Source organism: Erythrobacter longus (assembly GCF_000715015.1).
Classification (GTDB): Bacteria; Pseudomonadota; Alphaproteobacteria; order Sphingomonadales; family Sphingomonadaceae; genus Erythrobacter; species Erythrobacter longus.
In genome coordinates this window covers 1-17108 of record NZ_JMIW01000009.1, presented here as the reverse complement: position 1 = coordinate 17108, position 17108 = coordinate 1, and the positions used below count along the sequence as shown (strand labels likewise).

Here is a 17108-nt window from a genome sequence, read left to right as displayed (position 1 = left end):
GGTTAGCAATGCAAGCCATGAAAAACGCTCTTCTCACGATTGTAGCCGCAGGCCTTGCTCTGCTCGCTCCCACTGCCGCTTTTGCTGATGATCATGGGGGTGATCACGGGGCTGAGAAACCCAAATGGTCGATCGCGATCCATGGCGGGGCGGGGACGATTTTGCCGGAGAACATCACGCCTGAGCAGCGCGTGGCCTATGAGGCGGCGTTGCAAGAGGCTCTGGATGCGGGGACCGAGGTGCTCAAGAACGGCGGCAGCGCGATGGACGCGGTGAAGGCGGCGATCATCCCGATGGAGGACAATCCGCTGTTCAACGCAGGGCGCGGGGCGGTTTTCACATGGGAAGGTGAGAACGAACTCGACGCCTCGATCATGGATGGCCGGGATCGCAGTGCAGGTGCGGTGACGGGGGTGAAGACGGTCAAGAACCCGATCCTTCTCGCTGACAAAGTGCGAACCAACAGCCCTCACGTGTTCCTGATGGGCGAGGGCGCTGAACAGTTTGCAGGAGAGCAGGGCTTTGAAGTGACCCCGCCAGAATGGTTTGCAACCCAAAGCCGCCGCGAGAGCCTTGAGCGGATGAAGGCGCGGGAGTTGTCGGCGCTCGATGTGGATTTGAAGTTCGGCACCGTGGGCGCTGTGGCGCTCGATCAAGACGGGAATTTGGCTGCTGGCACGTCAACCGGCGGCATGACGGGCAAGCGCTGGGGCCGGATTGGCGATGCGCCTGTGATTGGTGCGGGGACCTATGCGGATAATCGCTCTTGCGCGGTGTCTGCGACCGGTTGGGGTGAGTATTTCATTCGTGTGGGTGTGGCACAGGATATTTGTTCGCGTTTGCGGTTCCTGCGTTTGATGGATCCCGAAGTCTTGAAGGCGCTCATGATGAGGCCGGCAGATTCTGATGAGATCGACCTACCCCAGTTTAGTGAACAAGCTCAAAATGCCGCTGACGCGGTCATGGCAGAGGTGAAAAAACTGGGCGGCGATGGCGGCGTGATTGTCGCAATACCCGAAGGCGATGTATTCTATAGCTTCAACACCGCTGGCATGTACCGGGGCCGCGCGAATAGCGATGGGCTCAATGAAGTGGCGATCTTTGGCGGTGAGGACGAAGCAGGGGCGTCGAACACCCCCGACCATTGATAGCGAAGACGCGCGCCTTCGCGCTTACTTGTCCGCCTTGTCAAAGCTCTTGGCAAAGGCAGTGAGCACTTCGCCAGCGCGGGCCAGGGGCTCTTCATGGCCCTTGTCATATGTGTTGTCGGTGCCCGCCGGACGGTAATAGGCCGCATAGGTCATTGCGCCGCGTTCGGGCGGCTGGACAAAGCCTATATCGATGTAAATCCCGCCTGTTCCAGGGCCAAGGCCGGTTCCGGTCTTGTCGCCTGCAAGCCATTCTTCGGGCAAGCCTTTGCGCACCCGGTCAAGGCCGGTGGGGGTATCGACCATCCACTGCCTTAAAGTCGCACGATCTGCTTCGGGTAGAGCATCGCCATAGACCAACTTGGCCACGGTGCGCGCCATGGCGGCGGGCGTGGTTGTGTCGCGCACCTCGGTTGGGGGCACAAGATTGAGCGTCGGTTCATACCGATCAAGCCTGCTTACATCATCGCCCAATGAGCGCCAGAAGGCGGTGAGGGCAGCAGGCCCGCCGATTTCGCGTAGCAGGATATTGGCCGCAGCATTGTCGGAATATTTCTGCGTCGCCTCGGCCAGTTCGCGTAAAGTGGCCCCTTGGGAAAGCGTGCGCGTGGTGAAGGGCGAGACGGACATGAGGTCGTCTTCGCTCCATGTGACACGGCGCTCGGCGCTGTCTTCGCCGCTCACATCGCGTTGGAGTATCTTTGCCGCCAGCGAGAGTTTGAATGAAGAGCAATGGCCAAAGCGCACATCGCTGTTAAGCCCCACCGCTTGCCCGCTTGTGACATCGACAAACTCTGCGCCGAGGGTCCCGCCAAACTCACCTTCGATCTGGCGCAGCATGGCGGCGTATTTGTTGCCTGGACCCATTTCAGGCACTTCGATTTTCGGCAAATCGACCGAGCATCCACTGGCCACAAAGCCTGCAACGACAAACCCGCTTGCGACAAATGTTCTTCTATCCATGGTCATGCTCTTGTACCTTATGAATGCTTATCGGCCTTGCGTTTGCCAAATCGCATATCGCCTTCAAGCTTGGCGCGAAGTTGCGCATAAAAGGCCTCAAGAAACGCACGTTCATCGCCAGCACCCGGATCCCAGCCAATCTTGCGACAAATGGCCGCATGGACCGGGCTTAGCGCATCGTCCTTGTCTTCGCGAAGCACCCGTTCGAGCACCTGCAACTCATGTTCACCGTACACCGAAAGCTCTTCCTCGCCAAAGTCATATCGCGCGCCGGTGACCTCGCTTGACCCGCTCGCAGCGGCCGCGCCGCTGGTGGAAAGGGTTTGCGCCAGTTTCGTACGCGGCGCCTCGACCACCCAGGTGCCCGCGATCACGTCCCCGGCGCGCAAATTGTCTTTGTTAAAGAAGGGGAACAGCATGAAGATGCCGAACCAGATCGCGCCTGCAATCCCGAAACTGCCCGTCTCGCCCGTTGGGGCGACAAGCAGGAAGACAAGCGGCATAAACAGCTCAATATCGCGCAAAAGGTTGCGGGCAATCACCGCCTCTGGCGTCAAACGGCCACCGCCGCGCGCTGCCACCCGAATGCCGACAATACGCTTGCCCCATGTTGCGCCGCGCGGGCCCAATTCGAAGGCGAGAAAATAGCCATATCGCACAAAGAAAATGAACAGGGTGAGGAGCACATAGAGAAATTCCATCGCCCCTTGCGCGTTTTCAATCGTCTCAGGGTCAAACGCGTCCTGCACGCCTCCCGCCATAAAGCCGAGCAGCAGGACAAAGAGATAGGTGCCGATGATGAAGAACAGGAAATCGAGGATGAGAGCGCCCAGGCGGCTGCCGCGAGAGGCGAGCATGATCGGCACTTCGATCCCCTCAGGGGTGACCAGAATGCGCTCTTTCTTAGGCCGCTTCAACGCGCCAGCTTTTGGGAGCCCGGATTTGGGAGCGTCCGCTTTTGCGCGCCCGAATGTCGGTAGGGAAACCATGACTATTCGCCCTCCAACGGACGGCGCGGATTGTAGAGGAAGAAGTACGTCAGCCAGAAGGCCAGGAAACCACCCCCGATCAAAAAGCGCCCTTCGACGCTACCGACCAATTGGCGCGGGAACGCTTCGAGCAGGCCTGCGATCACCATCATTATGATGACCCCTGCCATCACAACCGCGCCGCGCCTGCCGCTTGTTGCAGCCGCTTCGAGGACGGACGATGTGCCCGGAAACGCCATGGAACGGCCAATGTGCAATCCTGCTGCGCCTGACAAAAGGATTGCGAACAATTCCGTCGTCCCATGGACGGAAAGCCATGCGGCAAATTCAACGCTGAGCCCCTGGCTGGCAAACACCCATATCATCGCCCCTAGCAAGGCGGTGTTGTAAACCAGCAGCAAAAGCGAGGGGATGCCGAACGCAAAGCCAAGCGCAAAGGCGAGGATTGAAACGCCTGCATTGTTGCTGAAAAGGCTTGCGGCGAAGGCGGATAACCCGTCGGCATCCTGCTGTGTGCCGAGCGTGTCCAGCAAGACGTCGCGGCTTGCACCCGGAACGCGTGTGTCGGCGAATTGACCCGGCACAAGGCGGTAATACCAGTCATTGTCCTGCGCGACCAAAATCCACCCGACAACCGCGCCAGCCACCATCACGAACAGCGCGATGCAAATATCCAGCCAGATCTCGCGCACCGCCCGGCTCCATCCGCCAAGGATAAACTCGCGGAACCATGCAAAAAAGCCCTTGCGCGGGCCGTAAACCTGAAACCACGAGCGTTGCACAAGGCTTTCCAGATAGCGCAAGGTTGCTGCATCCAGCGAAGTTTCGCGCGCGACCGACAGGCTTGAGGCAGCGGTGCGGTAAAGCGTGGGCAGGGCGAGCAGGTCTTCGTCGTCTATCCGGCGAAGGCCGCCTTTTTCCATCTGCTTGACGATTGTTTCAAGGCGCAGCCAATCTTCTTCGCGCTCAAGCCGGAACCGATCAGAACGCAGCGCTGCGCTTTCGATATCGGGCGGGGCTGTGACGGCGGATTTGCCAAACCAAGAGGATAAAACAGGGGCCTTCATCCGATCGCCTCGCTGTTCTTGATCGTGTAATATCGGTCGATGAGATCGTAGCCAAGCTGGTCATACGGCGCTTCGATCACATCAACGCCCATCTGGCGCAGCCGGCCAAGCACAATGCGGCGTTGCTGGAGCAAGGTGTCAGCGGTCACACTGCGCGCCAGGGTTGCAACATCGCCAGGCTCTTGTTCGATGAAGGTTTCAAGCTCGCTATCAGCGATAGTGACAAACAACAGGAGGTGCTTTTTGACGAGCCTCCCCATGCTTTCCACCATGAGTTCAGCCGCTGTGGGATCGGTAAAATCGGAAAACAGCACGATCAAGGATCGCCGCTGAAGCTTGGAAGTCAATGTTGCGAGAGCGAGCGTGAAATTGGGCTCTGCGCTTTCATAGTCAAGCGCAGCAGCCGCGCTTTGCAAGCGGTGAAAGGCGCGCGCATCCGACACAAATGGTGTCATCACCTGGGGGCGCTGCGCAAATCCGAAGAGGGCCGCCTTGTCCCCGCTTTTAAGCGCGACGTAAGCGCAGGTGAGCGCGGCGGAGACAGCCCGGTCGATGCGGGGGAGGCCGTGCACAGGCTCGCACATCGCCTGACCGCAATCGAAGGCGAAGACGATCTGATTGTTGCGCTCGCTTTCGTTTTCACGCGCATACAATGCCATATGCCGCGCGCTTGCTCGCCAGTCGATCCGCCTGCGGTCCATGCCCGGCTCATATTCGGTCAGCGCCTCAAATTGCGTACCTTCGCCGCGAATACGCCTTGCGATAAGGCCGGTTTGCGCGTCTTTCAAAAAGGTTTGCAGCTCTTTGGACCGGATAGGCGAAAGATCAGGCCAGATGCGGACCTCCTGATCTTCCAGCACTTTCATGTCCTGCCGCGCACCAAGGCCAAGCGGACCGTTCCAGCGCAGCCAGCTCCGAGTAATTGGCGCTGTCCCGCGGCGGGCAGGCTTGACGGTCCGGGTGCCGCTAAATTCGTTTGCGGTTCCGGTCGGCACGAGTTCGATCAAGGCGCTGCCATCCGGGCCAAGGCGAGGGTCAAATTCGAGCGCGGCCTCGTGTCCAAAGCCCCCACCACGGGCAAAGCGGGCGTGCACATCCAAAGCGGTCTCTTGCCCTACCTCGGTATCGGCAGGCGCGATTACGTGCCATTCCTCGCAAGGCCCTGCGATCAATCCGTCGAGCACGATCAAGGCAATGAGCGCTACGCCTGCAATCGGTGCGATCACCCAAAACTGAGGCGACAGCGCGCCAATCACGACGGCCAAAGGCGCAAGGCCAGCAATGCTCCACGCCGCGCGCGGTGTCGGAACCAAAGGAAGGGTGGGAAAACGTGCCAAAGGGGTGATTACCGGGTTGATTACCGGGGTGCCTCAGTCATTTCGATCAATTCGGCGACCAATGCCTCGACATCGCGCCCTTCGATTTCAGCCGCCGGGCTAAGCGTCAGACGGTGGCGCAAAACCGGGACAGCCAGCGCTTTCACATCGTCAGGTATCACATAATCGCGCCCTTCAAGCGCGGCGCGCGCTTTGGATGCGCCTGCCAGCATGACCGCTGCACGAGGCGATGCGCCTACCGACAAATCTGCATGATCGCGCGTCGCGCGCACCAGTCGCACGACATATCCGGTAATGTCATCGGCCAGCGTCACTTGCGACAAGGAAGCGGTCGCTGCTGCCAGTGTTTGTTCATTGGCAACCGCGCCCACTCCAAGGTCGGTGGGATGCTGGGGCCCTTGGCGAGAGCCGAAGTTGGTGACGATGCGCGCTTCATCCGCTTCATCGGGGTATGGCACCAGAAGCTTGAACAAGAACCGGTCCAATTGCGCTTCGGGAAGCGGATAGACGCCTTGGTTCTCAATCGGGTTTTGGGTTGCCACGACCATGAATTGCGGCGGCAGTCGGTGCGTCTCACCGTCCAATGTAACGCGCCGTTCCTGCATAGCCTCAAGCAGAGCGGCCTGTGTTTTGGGAGGCGTGCGGTTAATCTCATCAGCCAGAAGCAGCTCGCAGAAAATTGGCCCGCGTGTGAGGGTGAATTGGCTGGTCTGGAAATTGAACAGGTTGGAGCCCAGGATATCGCCCGGCAACAAGTCCGGCGTGAATTGAATCCGCCCGAAATCAAGGCCCAGCGCGGTCGAAAACGCCTGCGCCAAGAAGGTTTTTGCCGTTCCCGGAGGCCCTTCCAGAAGAACGTGCCCCTGGCTCACCATAGCGACCAGCAATTGATCGACCATCGCCTCTTGCCCGACTATAGCCTTGGCGATTTCGGCCCGGATGCGGTCAGCAAGCGTGCGAAGCTCGGGAAGCGACATCATTGCGCTTTTGGGAGCCGAACTCGTGGAGCCTTGATCGGTCAAATCTGCGCCCAAAGGGGTTTCGCTAGTGGTCATCGTTTGGATTTTCCTACTGTCTTGGAAGCAAGGTCATTAAGGCTTTGAGCCGCGCGCACGACCTCGATTGCCTTTGTGGCATTTTGCAATCTGGCCACGCGGTTTGAAAAAGGTTCTTCGTCGGGAAGACGCTGTTTAAGCGCCAGATCGATGGCTTGTGGGTTGGGCTTTGCAAGGCCCAACGCTTTGCCAAGCTTGCGCTCGATCAGGGCGGCATAAGGCTCTGCCAGAAGCCGCAAACGCCCTGCGCGAACGATTAGTCCAGCGCCATTTGACACCAATTGCGCTTTGCCAAAACGGGCCTCGGGCGCGTGGGCTGCGACCGGGCCAAAGCGCAAGAAAGCGCGCCATCCAACGATCAGCAGCGCCAAAATCAGGCAGATGGTCGCTGCCAAAAAGGGTGGGCGAAAGGCAAGGGTCAAAAGGTTGGTCGATCCGCCAAGGCCAACCAGCGTCATATCGAAAGTGACGCGGTTTGCGTCATACCCGGCTTGCTCAATGATTTTAAGCGCAAGGGCGGCGCGCGCCGGGTCAGCAAGCCCGTAATTGTTCACAAGATCAGGGTCGATCACGAAAGTGAGTTCATACGCATCTTCGTAGAAATAGGAACCGGGCTGGCCAATCACATTGACAGCCAGCGTGCGGCCGCTGGCATCAATCACCAAGGCTTCGTGATCGGGGTTTTTCTTGGAATAATGAATATCCTTGGCTGGCATTTCTCCAGACAGGCTGAGCCCGCCCCAGCGCGGCGTTTTGCCCTCATCTGCGGTTTCCTCGACCACTTCCAGCGTATAGGGTTCCGGCAATTCCTGGGTCCATGTGGGGTTTTCAGCAGACACCAGTTGCACCCAGTCATCCTGCACCCGGTCCCCATCCGCTTCGGCCACTTCGCCGCCCGGCTTCACCGCGTACCACTTGGGCAAAATGACCAGTGTTGGCCCCCGATACTGGCGCTCTTCAAGGATCGCGGCGAACTCTTCCGGGTCAGTGCCACGTGGCGGTGTCAGAACCAGAAGGTCCGATGTCTCAAGCCCGCCAGGTTCACGCGATTTTTCCACCTCATATCCATTGGCCTCGAGCAATTGGGTAAGCCCTGCAAACCCATGAAGCGCATTGGACGATGCGTGCGCTGGCCCTGTGCCTCGGTCGCCGCCAGTGTCGCCTGCTCCAATAAAATAGAGCATCGCGACAAAGGCCCCGAACCCGACCAGTAGGATCGCGAGGACCGCGCTTTTCCCAAAGGGGTTGGCCGTTCGCCCGGTGGAACCTTGAGGAGAGGCGATTGCGCCGCTCATGCGGAAGCCTCCTGCTTGCTTTCGATCGACTGGCGCGCAAAGTCGGCATAGGCCGCGCGGGCCGCTTCCCAATCGCCTCGGTCAAGGCGGCGTAAAGCAAAAAGGCTGCGCTCCACCTGTTCCGCAATCGTCTTGAAAGCGCCGCGTGCCGGGGCCGAGAGTGCAGGAAGCGCGGCAAGCTCTCTTGCGGTACTGCTGGGGTCGACCCAATCAGGCCGTGCGCCTGCGATCTGGCTGACGCTGCGTTTCAGAAGCAAGTGGGTTGCTTCATCAAAGCGCCCCTCAGCGGCCAATCGGTCTGCATCTTCGAGAAGCGCCATGCTTTCAGATTCGCTGGGTTGCCATTCGGGATCGCTTGCCGCAGCCGCAGCCTTTGCCTTCGCATCAGCGCGTGATTTGGCCAGTGGCCCAATACTGCGCGCGATCCAATAGAGCACGAACAGGGCAAGAAGGCCGAGGATTACCCATTGGATAACGCTCCAATTGCGAGCCAGCAATTCACCCACGGGGCCCAAGATCCAACCCAAAAACTCTCCGATTGCGCGGAAGATGCCGTCAAACCAGCTCGGTTCGCGCACCTCGGGCGGGGCCATGGCAAATTCATCGAACTGGATATCGCTATCATTGCGCAATTCGCGCCAGCCACTGGGCGCGTTGATCTGCTCAGGCACACCAATACCCTCAGGCACGTTGCTCGCGCTCGCTTCTTGTGGCTGCGTGGTTGTCGGAGAAGTAATCGCCATCCCGATTTCAGTGGTGGCATGGCTTGCCAGTGCAAGCAACACACTTAAGCGCGCTAAATCACACTAATTCGGGCAAATCCTTTCAAAGAACGGTGGCGGCGAAGCCTACCCGCGCTTTCTTGCCTGTTCATAGGTCCCAAGAATTCGCAATTCTTTGGAATGAAATGCACATTCCTCCAATGCGCGGTCAACCGCAGGATCGCCGGGCAAACCGATGATGTCAGCGTAAAAGCGCGTCGCTGAAAAGCTTGCGCCCACCTGATAGCTTTCCAGTTTCGTCATGTTGACGCCGTTCGTGGCAAAGCCGCCAAGGACTTTGTAAAGCGCGGCGGGAATGTTCTTCACCTCAAAGATAAAGGTCGTCATTGCTGGCTTGCTCGGATCAACCGACAGGAACGTGGGCTTGTCAGCAAGAATCACAAACCGCGTCATATTGTCGGCCGCGTCTTCAACATGGTCCTGCACGATATCGAGCCCATAAAGCTGTGCTGAAATCGCAGGCGAAATCGCGCCAATTGTCGGATCGCCAAGCTCCGCCACATGAGCAGCCGCGCCAGCTGTATCGATAAAATTCAGCGGGACGATATCGTGTTCGCGCAGGAAGGCGCGCGATTGGCCCAATGCTTGTGGGTGGCTGTATGCGGCTTTGATCGATTTAAGAGTAGGGCGCGCCTCATCCTTTTGGGGCGCAGGCGCCATCAGCGCGTGGTGGATCGGCAGGAAATACTCACCCACAATCGACAGGCCGCTTTCAGGCAGAAGGAAGTGAATGTCCGCCACCCGCCCGTTGTGGGAATTTTCAATCGGAATAATGGCTTGGCCCGCCTCTCCCGACTTAACCGCATCCAGCGCGTTCACAAAGCCATAGCAGGGCAGCGGCGCCATATCCGGGCGCGCTTCCAGGGCGGCGCGGTGCGAATTGGCTCCTGGCGAGCCTTGAAACGCGATTGCATTGGCAGGGTTCAGCTTGGCGGCTTCGCGCATTTCCTCGATAATGGGGAGCGCAAGTTCTGGGAAGTCCATCATATTGGCGCGCAGTGCTATCCTCCGGGCCAATCAGTGGCAAGCCTTAGGTATGAAGTCACAGGCTTGTGAAAAGGATTATCGTAAGCGGGATATTGTAATTCATGCACCATATGATGATGCGTTTCACCTTGCGAAGTGAGAAAGGCCAGATTATGGGGGCGCCGGGATGACACAGGACAACGCAAATATGTCAGATAAAGACGCAGGATCAGGCGATCTTTTTAACACCGCAGCAGGCTGGGTGCTTTTTGCAGCAGCCCTTGGGCTTGGTCTTTCGATTCTGAGCGGGAAGTATTTCCACGCTGACAACCCTGAGCGTCCTGAAACGCTCGGCTATATTATCGAAGGCGTCGAAGAAACCGGCAGCGGTCCGGCGGAGATCAGCTTCGCTGAGGCTCTCGCCTCTGTCACACCAGCAGACGGTGAGAAAGCCTTCGCCAAATGCGCAGCCTGTCATAGCGTTGAACAAGGCGGTGCCAACGGCGTTGGTCCCAACCTTTACGGCGTGATGGGAGCAAAATTCGGGCACAATCCGAGCTTTGGTTACTCCAGCGCAATAAGCGGTGCTGGCGGCAATTGGGGCTGGGAAGAGATGAACCAGTGGCTCGCAAACCCACGCGGATACATCGACGGCACCAGCATGGGCTTTGCTGGCCTCTCGAAGATTGAAGATCGTGCAGCGATTGCGCTTTATCTCAACACCTTTGGGTCAAATATCCCTGTGCCGGAATTTGTGCCTGCTGCTGCTGAAGAAGAAGCAGAGCCGGCTTCGGATGAAGCCGCCGAAGCAGGGGCAGAAGAAGGCGCAGCTGAAGCCGAAGCGACTTCAGAAGAAACCGCAGAAACAGCCGCAAGCTAAATTTTCGAGTTGAGCCTGCGGGGCCGATTTGGGCAGGCAGATTTAATGAGGGCGCGTTCTATTCGCGCCCTTTAAATCCTTGAGCGACAACATACCATTCCGATGAGTCCTTGCGGCTCGCGGGGGGTTTGGCGTGCTTGACCGTTTTAAAATGCGATTTCAGCAGTTTGAGCAGATCAGCATCGGTCCCGCCGGCCAGCACTTTGGCAACGAACGCCCCGCCTTTATCAAGCGTCTCAACCGCAAACCACGCGCCAGCCTCGACCAGTCCCATCGTACGAAGGTGGTCGGTTTGCTTATGGCCTACGGTGTTTGCGGCCATATCTGACAAGACCAGATCGGGCGGCCCGCCAAGCGCTTCTTCAAGCCGCGCAGGGGCCGCATCATCCATAAAGTCCATCTCAAAGATGGTGACCCCTTCGATGGGCTCTGTTGGCAAGAGGTCTATTCCAACAACCTGCGCCTTGGGCGCTTTAACGCGCACAACCTGGCTCCATCCGCCCGGTGCAATGCCAAGATCGACCACACGTCTAGATCCGCGAATAAGGCTGAATTTCTCGTCCAGCTCGATCAGCTTGTACGCTGCTCTGCTGCGATAGCCGTCGGCTTTGGCCTTTTTCACATAGGGGTCATTGAGCTGGCGTTGCAGCCAGCGAGTGGAACTTTCCGTGCGCTTTTTAGCGGTTCTAACCCGTTTTTCGGGATCGCGGCCTGATCGTGTCATTGCTCTATCCCGTTGCTCTTTTTTCTGGATCGCCCGGTTTTGCGCCCTGCAATGCGTGGCGACCGTTTTGACTATCAAGCTCTGCTGCCATCATGCTGCGCAAGATACCTTCGCGAATGCCGCGATCGGCAACGCCCAGCCTTGGTGCAGGCCATAGATCAAGGATCGACTCCAAGATAGCACAGCCCGCCACCACCAGGTCAGCGCGGTCATTGCCAATGCAAGGCAGTTGGCTTCGCTCTTCCGGGGACATTCCCGAAAGGCGGTTGGTGATCTCGCGCATGGATTGGGAGGGGACGATCAATCCGTCGACCGCCTTACGGTCATAATGCGGCAATTCAAGGTGAAGGCTGGCAAGGGTGGTGACGGTTCCGCTGGTCCCTAAAAGCCGGATGTCGTCCGCCTTGCTGGCGCCCGCAATTCGCCGCGCAAAAGGTGCAAAGCTTTCAGAGACCACGCGGCGCATTTCGGCATAGCGCGCAAGCCGCGCCTCTGTTGGCGATAGGCCATCATCTTGCACCGGCTGCACCGTATCGGTGAGCGAGACCACACCCCAAGGCACGCTTTGCCAGTCGATTATGTGGGGGATTTTCTCGCCGGGCTCGAGCAGGACGAGCTCGGTCGAACCCCCGCCAATATCAAATATGACCGCCGGGCCTTCGCCCGCTTCGAGCAGGATATGGCAACCCAGAACCGCAAGGCGCGCTTCTTCTTCGGCGCTGATGATGTCGAGCGCGATCCCTGTCTCGCGGCGGACCCGCTCAATAAAGGCTTCGCCATTGGATGCCCGTCGACAAGCCTCGGTTGCGACCGACCGGGCAAGGCGGACATTGCGGCGGCGCAGCTTTTCCGCGCACACCGAAAGTGCGCTCATCGTGCGTTCCATTGCTTCGTCGGAAAGCCGGCCCGATGAGGTCAAATCTTCGCCCAGTTTTACGACCCGGCTAAAGGCGTCAATGACGGTGAAATCGCCCCCTGAAGGCCTTGCGATCAGCAAGCGGCAATTGTTCGTCCCCAAATCCAGTGCAGCATACGCCTCGCCGGATCTGTATCCACCAGCAAACGAAGAGGGCTTTCCACCCTTGCCGTGTTGATTGGGAAGGGCCTCGGCCCGATCGGCTGGTGCGAGGTTGGACCCTTCGCGACTAGAGCTCGCGCGATTGGCATTTTGCCCGCGTCTGTTCGAACCACCCCGCTTTTGTTCACTGCGGGTTTGGCCGGCACCTTTGGGGGCCGCCTTTTTGTGCTGGCTAGAGCGTTTATACCGAAAATCGGCAACTTTGCCGGACCTGCTGCTCCGTCTTTTGCCAGCTCTTTTATTATCGTCCGGCGGAAGCTGATCCGCCATAAGTCATTCTTTCATATCACCGACTGCGTATTTTGCATCGGCACCTGCCGCCAGAGCTAAACGATGAGGCGACCAAGAGCAAGCAAGCTTGGTGGCCTGCAACGCGCATTTCGCAAAATAAATGGAGCCAAAGCTGTGCAATACCGCTAAGGGGCTTTCTCACGGGTGCCATTGGCGCTGGCGTTTGCCGGTTTGGACCGCATGCTAAGTATGCGCCTTTCTCATACCTCTTTTATTCCTGCGCACGCAAAATGTGCGCTTACCCAAGCGAAATTACATGTCTTTTGAAACACTACCGCCACTTTTGGGCGAGGCTTTGGTCGAACGCGGCTATTCGGCTCCGACTTCAGTTCAAGCAGCCGTCATCGATTCTGAAGCAAAGGGCCGGGATTTGCTCGTCTCTGCGCAAACCGGGTCCGGCAAGACTGTGGCATTCGGCCTTGCATTGTCCGATGAGATCTTAAGCGAAATTCGCGGCACACCGCTTACCGAAAAACCGCTCGCCTTGGTCATTGCGCCAACCCGCGAACTCGCTTTGCAGGTCAGCCGCGAACTGAGCTGGCTTTATGCCAAAGTGGGGCTTCGCATCGCAACCTGTGTCGGCGGCATGGATGCCAGCAAAGAGCGTCGCAATTTGCGTTCAGGTCCAGCCATCGTGGTGGGTACGCCGGGGCGGTTGAAAGATCACCTCAATCGCGGCTCGCTTGATCTGTCGGGCCTGGTGGGCGTGGTGCTCGATGAAGCGGACGAAATGCTCGATATGGGCTTTCGCGATGATCTGGAAGAAATCCTCGATGCCGCGCCCGAAACACGCCGCACGCTGTTGTTCTCGGCGACTTTGCCGCGTGCGATTGTGCGTTTGGCAGAACGCTACCAAAGCGATGCGCTCAGGCTCTCTCTTGCAGGACAAGACCGCGGGCATGGCGATATCAGCTATCAGGCGATCACCGTTGGCCCATCTGAGATCGAGAAGGCTGTGGTCAATCTGCTGCGTTTTCACGATCCCGAAACGGCGATTTGTTTTTGTGCGACCCGCGACAGCGTGAGACGGCTTCACGCAACCTTGCAAAACCGCGGGTTTGGGGTCGTGGCGCTGTCTGGGGAGCACTCCCAATCAGAACGCAATCAGGCGCTGCAGGCGATGCGGGACCGGCGTGCGCAAGTGTGCGTTGCGACCGATGTTGCTGCACGCGGCATCGACCTTCCCTCGCTTAGCCTTGTGATCCATGCAGAGGCCCCGCGCGATGCCGAAACGCTGCAACACCGTTCGGGGCGCACAGGGCGCGCAGGCAAGAAAGGCACAGCAGCAATTCTGGTGCCGTTCAACCGTCGCCGCCGTCTTGAAAGCATGCTTCGCGGTGCGAAAATCGAGGCGCAGTGGATGGGCGCGCCAACGCCCGAAGCTATTGCCAAGAAAGATCATGTCCGTCTGATGGAGGCTCTCACCGCGCCTGCCGAATATGAGGACGATGACCGGGCGATTGCAGCTGAGCTTTTGGAGCAAATGGCACCAGAGGATATCGCTGCAGCGCTGGTCAAAGCGCACCGCGCCAAGATGCCTCAACCCGAAGAGTTGATGGCAAACACACCCCAGGCGCATGAAAAGGCCAAGGAAGAACGTCGCCGCGACGGCTTTGAAGATATCGTATGGTACAAGATGGGCGTGGGCCGGCGTCAGAGCGCTGAGCCGCGCTGGATCCTGCCGCTGATCTGCAGGCGCGGGGGGATTACTCGCAATGAAATCGGTGCGATCCGTGTGGGCCCTGATGAAACGTGGTTCCAGGTTCCGCGCGCCGTGGCACCCGCTTTTGCGCAAAGCTTGCAGCAAACAGAAAACAGCGGCGACAAGCAGGACGATATTCCGATTGAGGAATCGGCTGAAGGCCCCCGCATGGAGGCGCGCAGCAACCGCAAGCACGGCGGGCCCAAGGCTTTTGCAAAACCATTTCGCAAAGGCGGCGGCAATTGGGAAAAGGGTCCCAAAGGCGCCAGGGGCGACAAAGGCCCTCGGGGCAAACGCCCGGATGACCGCGCTGCACCATTTGAAGGCGGCAAACCCTTTGGCGCAAAGCCCAAGTTTGACCGCAAGGATAAAGGCGCACCGGGTAAAGGCACCGGAGCCAAGAAAGCCGGAGCCGATTACAAAGGCGGAGCTGGGAAAAAGCCGAAACCCAAAGGCGACAAGCGGTACTAGGCACGCGATTCGCCCTGCTTGACCCGTGCATTTGCACGGGCTAGAGGCGCGCGGCTCTTGCCCCGTCGTCTAATGGTAAGACTACGGACTCTGACTCCGTCAATTGAGGTTCGAATCCTCACGGGGCATCCAGACTTCTATCCCTTGACAGCAAAGCTTGCCCGCTGTGACAAAACGGTGGGACGCTCGCGCTTGAGGTTCTCTCGGTTCGACTGCGCCACCGCGCTCAAATCTCCTGTCATCTGCCAGAGCTGAGCTGCGTAACCTTTTCGGGCGAGATTGCAGCTAGCCGTAGTTGCTGGGTGTCTCGTGGAGTAGCTTGTCTATAGAGCTAGGTTGTAACTGGCGTCGCGCCAAAGGCTTCGTGCGATGCATCCGGGGTCTTCTGTTGAACCTTCCCGTGCAGTGTTTTCTTATAATCGAACTCGTTGAAGAAAGACCGGATTTGGCGCGGCTCGCTTAAGCCCCGTCCTTCACGCCTATGCCGCGTAAAAGGGCTCAAAATGCCGCAAAAAAAGGGGGCGACCGCACCGGGTCGCCCCCTTTCGCTCTGGATGAGCAACCGGTGGCTAGAACTGAATACCGATCCCGGCATTCGCGCCGGCATTGCCGCGACCGTCGACGGTTGCGCCCACCTTGATGACCGCGTCTTCCATCGCGTGCGAGGCACCGAAGGAGAAGGCGACCTCGCCGCCCCATGTGGCGGTGCCCATGCCGATCATGGTGCGGCCTGCGTTCATCGGCTGGGGAATGCTTGCAACGGCCATGGCGCCCGCGATCCCTGCATTGGAATCGTCAACCGCGTCCTCCAGTCGGAAATCGAGATCGGCCAAGCCGGCGGACAGATCGGCGAACTGAGTGTTGAATGCGCCCTGCAATTGCAGCGCCTGAGCATCGAGCCCAGCTTGGAACTGACCCAGATTGACGGCATCGTTTGCTGCGGTGCCTGCCGCGACATTGACGACCCGGCGCTGGTTTGTGGCAGAACCGACCGAAACGACGTTCTCCTCGTCAGCGATGGAGCCCGCGCCAAGAGCAACGCTTGAGGCTGCCGAGGCCGCCGCATTGTCACCAAGGGCAACTGCACCGTCGGCCGTTGCCGCTGCACGGTTGCCGCCTGCGAAGCTGTTGACGCCGGATGCGGTGTTGGCCCAGCCAACCGCCGTGGCGAACTGCGCGGTCGCCTGATTGCGTCCGCCAATAGCCGTTGCGCCGAAATCGCTGGCGGTGTTGGTGAAACCCAGCGCCGCAGACTGACGACCGGAAGCGATGTTGTTGTCGCCCACAGCTGCCGCGCTTTCGCCCGATGCTGCCGACTGGTTGCCGATTGCGGTGGAGTTAAGGCCCGTCGCCTGGTTGCCGCGCCCGGTGGCGAGGCTGTTCTGACCGCTCGCCGTGTTGGCCCAGCCTACAGACGTTGCGAATTGGGCGGTCGCCTCGCTTTCCCCGCCGAGCGCGGTTGCGCCAAAGCCGTCTGCCACGACTTCATAACCGAAGGCAGAGGACTCGAGCCCAAGCGCGGTCGCGCGAACGCCGACTGCCGAGGATTCTTCGCCGCTCGCTGCGGATTGGAAGCCAGCAGCAAGACTGCCTTCGCCCGTTGCTTGAGCGCGCGAGCCGACTGCGGTCGCCTGCGCGGCGCTCGCGACTGACAATGTTCCAAGCGCGGTCGCTTCTTCCTGCGAAGCGGACGCGAAGGAGCCTGCGGCAAGAGTGTCCAAGTCCGATGCTCTTGTGCTGCGGCCTAAAGCAGTTGCACGCGTGCCGGTTGCCTGGGCGTTATCGCCTACAGCCAGTGCGGCGCCGCCTGATGCGACAGACTGATTGCCGATGGCGGCGGAGTTCGCACCGGTTGCGCGGTTACCGCGTCCGGTGGCGAGGCTGTTTTCGCCGCTGGCATTGTTGGCCCAGCCGACCGAGGTTGCAAATTGTGCTGTCGCTGAGCTTTCTCCGCCCAGAGCCGTCGCGCCGAAGCTGTCTGCGACGACTTCATAACCGAAGGCTGAGGATTCGAGCCCGGATGCGGTCGCGCGGACCCCGACTGCGGAGGCTTCCTCGCCGCTTGCGATTGAGCCAAGGCCAACGGCGGTGCTGCCAAGGCCGGTCGCCTGGGCATTATCGCCCACTGCCAGCGCGCTGTCAGCCGATGCCACGGACTGGTTGCCGATGGCGGCAGAGTTGAGGCCCGTCGCCTGATTGCCGCGTCCGGCTGCAAGGCTGTTCTGCCCGCTCGCCGTGTTGGCCCAGCCAACTGCGCTGGCGAACTGGTTGGTCGCCTCGTTTTCGCCGCCGAGCGCCGATGCACCGAAGCCGTCGGCGAGGTTCTCGTAGCCGATGGCTGAGGATTCGAGACCATTGGC

14 protein-coding genes and 1 tRNA gene are annotated in these 17108 nt (G+C 59.3%); 4 read left to right on the top strand and 11 right to left on the bottom strand.

Annotated elements, in window-relative coordinates:
• Positions 1-8 precede the first annotated feature (8 nt).
• Positions 9-1148 (top strand): isoaspartyl peptidase/L-asparaginase family protein, encoded by a 1140-nt coding sequence (locus EH31_RS15325; protein ID WP_422110935.1) that lies wholly within the window; start codon positions 9-11, stop codon positions 1146-1148.
• A 24-nt stretch (positions 1149-1172) separates the two neighbouring features.
• Here the strand turns inward: EH31_RS15325 and bla are convergent, their stop codons facing one another.
• The 8 genes from bla to EH31_RS15285 form a co-directional block, all read right to left on the bottom strand.
• On the bottom strand, positions 1173-2111 hold the full coding sequence (gene bla, locus EH31_RS15320; RefSeq protein ID WP_241765956.1) for a class A beta-lactamase: 939 nt from the start codon (positions 2109-2111) through the stop codon (positions 1173-1175).
• Between the two features lie 17 nt (positions 2112-2128).
• Positions 2129-3100, bottom strand: coding sequence for an RDD family protein (locus EH31_RS15315; RefSeq protein ID WP_081853453.1), 972 nt, complete (start codon positions 3098-3100; stop codon positions 2129-2131).
• Positions 3101-3102: 2 nt separating this feature from the next.
• Positions 3103-4167 carry a stage II sporulation protein M gene (locus EH31_RS15310; RefSeq protein WP_034962034.1) on the bottom strand — a complete coding sequence of 355 codons (1065 nt, stop codon included), beginning with the start codon at positions 4165-4167 and terminating at the stop codon, positions 3103-3105.
• The gene (locus EH31_RS15305; RefSeq protein WP_034962033.1) at positions 4164-5504 is read right to left on the bottom strand and encodes a DUF58 domain-containing protein; all 1341 of its coding nucleotides are present in this window, start codon (positions 5502-5504) and stop codon (positions 4164-4166) included. The genes EH31_RS15310 and EH31_RS15305 overlap by 4 nt, the downstream gene beginning before the upstream one ends.
• Positions 5505-5524: 20 nt before the next feature.
• Entirely contained in the window at positions 5525-6481 is a 957-nt protein-coding gene (locus EH31_RS15300) for an AAA family ATPase (RefSeq protein ID WP_034962232.1), read from the bottom strand.
• Between the two features lie 74 nt (positions 6482-6555).
• Positions 6556-7854 carry a DUF4350 domain-containing protein gene (locus EH31_RS15295; RefSeq protein ID WP_051699347.1) on the bottom strand — a complete coding sequence of 433 codons (1299 nt, stop codon included), beginning with the start codon at positions 7852-7854 and terminating at the stop codon, positions 6556-6558.
• Positions 7851-8639, bottom strand: a complete 789-nt coding sequence (locus tag EH31_RS15290) for a hypothetical protein (protein WP_241765955.1) — start codon at positions 8637-8639, stop codon at positions 7851-7853. The genes EH31_RS15295 and EH31_RS15290 overlap by 4 nt, the downstream gene beginning before the upstream one ends.
• A gap of 63 nt (positions 8640-8702) precedes the next feature.
• A complete protein-coding gene (locus tag EH31_RS15285) occupies positions 8703-9623 on the bottom strand; it encodes a prephenate dehydratase (protein ID WP_034962031.1) in 921 nt (306 codons plus the stop codon).
• A gap of 166 nt (positions 9624-9789) precedes the next feature.
• On the opposite strand from EH31_RS15285, the gene EH31_RS15280 reads away from it, so the two are divergent.
• Positions 9790-10482, top strand: a complete 693-nt coding sequence (locus tag EH31_RS15280) for a c-type cytochrome (protein ID WP_081853452.1) — start codon at positions 9790-9792, stop codon at positions 10480-10482.
• A 58-nt stretch (positions 10483-10540) separates the two neighbouring features.
• Here EH31_RS15280 and EH31_RS15275 read toward each other — a convergent pair whose 3' ends face one another.
• Both EH31_RS15275 and EH31_RS15270 read right to left on the bottom strand, forming a co-directional pair.
• Positions 10541-11206, bottom strand: a complete 666-nt coding sequence (locus tag EH31_RS15275) for an RlmE family RNA methyltransferase (RefSeq protein ID WP_034962030.1) — start codon at positions 11204-11206, stop codon at positions 10541-10543.
• Between the two features lie 4 nt (positions 11207-11210).
• Positions 11211-12554, bottom strand: coding sequence for a Ppx/GppA phosphatase family protein (locus EH31_RS15270; RefSeq protein WP_034962028.1), 1344 nt, complete (start codon positions 12552-12554; stop codon positions 11211-11213).
• Between the two features lie 277 nt (positions 12555-12831).
• On the opposite strand from EH31_RS15270, the gene EH31_RS15265 reads away from it, so the two are divergent.
• Entirely contained in the window at positions 12832-14748 is a 1917-nt protein-coding gene (locus EH31_RS15265; RefSeq protein ID WP_081853451.1) for a DEAD/DEAH box helicase, read from the top strand.
• A 58-nt stretch (positions 14749-14806) separates the two neighbouring features.
• Positions 14807-14880 (top strand) — tRNA-Gln (locus EH31_RS15260).
• 437 nt (positions 14881-15317) lie between these two features.
• Here EH31_RS15260 and EH31_RS15255 read toward each other — a convergent pair.
• Positions 15318-17108, bottom strand: a 1791-nt coding sequence (locus tag EH31_RS15255) for a YadA family autotransporter adhesin (RefSeq protein ID WP_034962026.1), incomplete at its 5' end; no start/stop codon positions are given.

Excerpts from the sequence above, each read along its gene's own strand:
- EH31_RS15325 (WP_422110935.1), top strand. The coding sequence starts at position 9 with ATGCAAGCCATGAAAAACGCTCTTCTCACGATTGTAGCCGCAGGCCTT.
- bla (WP_241765956.1), bottom strand. The coding sequence starts at position 2,111 with ATGGATAGAAGAACATTTGTCGCAAGCGGGTTTGTCGTTGCAGGCTTT.
- EH31_RS15315 (WP_081853453.1), bottom strand. The coding sequence starts at position 3,100 with ATGGTTTCCCTACCGACATTCGGGCGCGCAAAAGCGGACGCTCCCAAA.
- EH31_RS15310 (WP_034962034.1), bottom strand. The coding sequence starts at position 4,167 with ATGAAGGCCCCTGTTTTATCCTCTTGGTTTGGCAAATCCGCCGTCACA.
- EH31_RS15300 (WP_034962232.1), bottom strand. The coding sequence starts at position 6,481 with ATGTCGCTTCCCGAGCTTCGCACGCTTGCTGACCGCATCCGGGCCGAA.
- EH31_RS15295 (WP_051699347.1), bottom strand. The coding sequence starts at position 7,854 with ATGAGCGGCGCAATCGCCTCTCCTCAAGGTTCCACCGGGCGAACGGCC.
- EH31_RS15285 (WP_034962031.1), bottom strand. The coding sequence starts at position 9,623 with ATGATGGACTTCCCAGAACTTGCGCTCCCCATTATCGAGGAAATGCGC.
- EH31_RS15280 (WP_081853452.1), top strand. The coding sequence starts at position 9,790 with ATGACACAGGACAACGCAAATATGTCAGATAAAGACGCAGGATCAGGC.
- EH31_RS15275 (WP_034962030.1), bottom strand. The coding sequence starts at position 11,206 with ATGACACGATCAGGCCGCGATCCCGAAAAACGGGTTAGAACCGCTAAA.
- EH31_RS15270 (WP_034962028.1), bottom strand. The coding sequence starts at position 12,554 with ATGGCGGATCAGCTTCCGCCGGACGATAATAAAAGAGCTGGCAAAAGA.
- EH31_RS15265 (WP_081853451.1), top strand. The coding sequence starts at position 12,832 with ATGTCTTTTGAAACACTACCGCCACTTTTGGGCGAGGCTTTGGTCGAA.